Annotated in this window: 1 protein-coding gene; it reads left to right on the forward strand. The window is 40.6% G+C overall.

The features are described 5' to 3' along the window. Positions 1-154: 154 nt before the first annotated feature. A partial coding sequence (locus HNQ43_RS09055) for an ISL3 family transposase (protein ID WP_183376972.1) occupies positions 155-1,585 on the forward strand: 1,431 nt, incomplete at its 3' end.

The following is a 1,585-nucleotide window of genomic DNA, read 5'->3' on the forward strand; positions in this document are numbered from 1 at the left end:
GGGTATCCAAAATAATTAGGGGTCTTCAATTTGGGGGTCTATTTAGGGGTCAATCTAGGGGACCATTTTAGGGGTCTGTGAATTGACCCCTTTTTTTCTTGTTGGCATATAATATTTCCGTTATGCTCCCTGCTTTGATTAGGAGGTTAGTGTAATGGATTTCAATACTTTTGATCAGGAGCAGATCCTATCTCTTCTGGATATACAAAATGACGGATCAATTGTTATCGAAGGAATCGAAGTCATCGATAATATTAAATTTGTTCATATCTCCAAAAAACTCGAACCAGTTTATTGTCCCAAATGTATGTGTCGCATGCATTCCAAAGGTATCTATACCAGAAAAGTGAATCATCATATCATGCAGGATACGATGAAACTCTTTCTTATGGTCAAGCAGAGAAAATGGTACTGTAAACACTGTGGCCTATATCTGAACGATCAGTTTGCCTTCCTGGAAAGGTATTCTCACTCTTCAAATATCGTTCATCTTCTTATCCTTGAAATGATGAAGGATCTTTCTGTGTCTGCAGCCTACGTGGCACGGCAGTTCCATATCTCTGATACCCAGGTCCATGATATATTCAATGCCTATGTCAATCTTCCCAGGCTTCCTCTTCCTGAATACATTTCTGTGGATGAGATCTTCCTGGATATCGGTGAAAAAGATCGATTTGCTTTCGTCATCATGGATTTTTCCAATGGAGAGATCATTGACATCGTGCATAATCGCTGGGGATCCACTTTAGAAGATTATTTCCTGAAGATCCCTTATGAGGAACGAAAGAATGTCAAAGGATTGATCTGCGATGCATATAGGACCTATCTGCAGCTGCCGGAAAAATACTTTCCCAACGCCTGCACGATACTGGATTCGTTCCATGTCGTTCGCCTGATCACCACTCAACTCCAGGTCTACATCAACAAGGTGATGAAGAAATATCAAAAGCGAGATGAAGAAAGACGGAATCAAAAGAATCACGATACGAACCAGGATCATAAAAAGATAAAGCCTTCCAAGGAGGTCATTCTTCTGAAAAACTATCGGTGGGTGCTTCTTAAGAACCGGGATGAGATCACCTATTCCACCAGACGGTATTATCACAAGCTTTTGGGAATGAATGTCGATACTTTCACCATCGAGAAAATGTTTCTGGATCTGGACAAGAACTTTAGAAAGCTCAGAGAGATGAAAGAAGACTATATCCGATTCAATGATACAGAATATGAGAACAGTGATCAGATCTACCTGGCAATCAATGCGCTCATCGACAAATATACGAAGTCTGAACAATATATCTTCAGTAACTTTGCCAAGTTTTTGGAAAGGTTTAAAACACCGATCATCAATTCCTTCATCCAGGTGAAGGTAAAAAGAAAAAGCGCACGTGAAGAATCCGAATACTACGCGCGCCTTTCAAACGGTCCTATGGAATCATCTAACAGAAAGCCAAAGGACTTGAAAAGAAACTCTAGAGGTTTCTCTGATTTTGATTATACACGAAACAGGATCTTATGGAGCACCAGAAAAAATACCGCTGTTCGAGGGGTCCCGAGACATCGTGAAGAATTCAAGAAACCCGGC

Source organism: Faecalicoccus acidiformans (assembly GCF_014202635.1).
GTDB classification, from domain to species: Bacteria; Bacillota_I; Bacilli_A; order Erysipelotrichales; family Erysipelotrichaceae; genus Faecalicoccus; species Faecalicoccus acidiformans.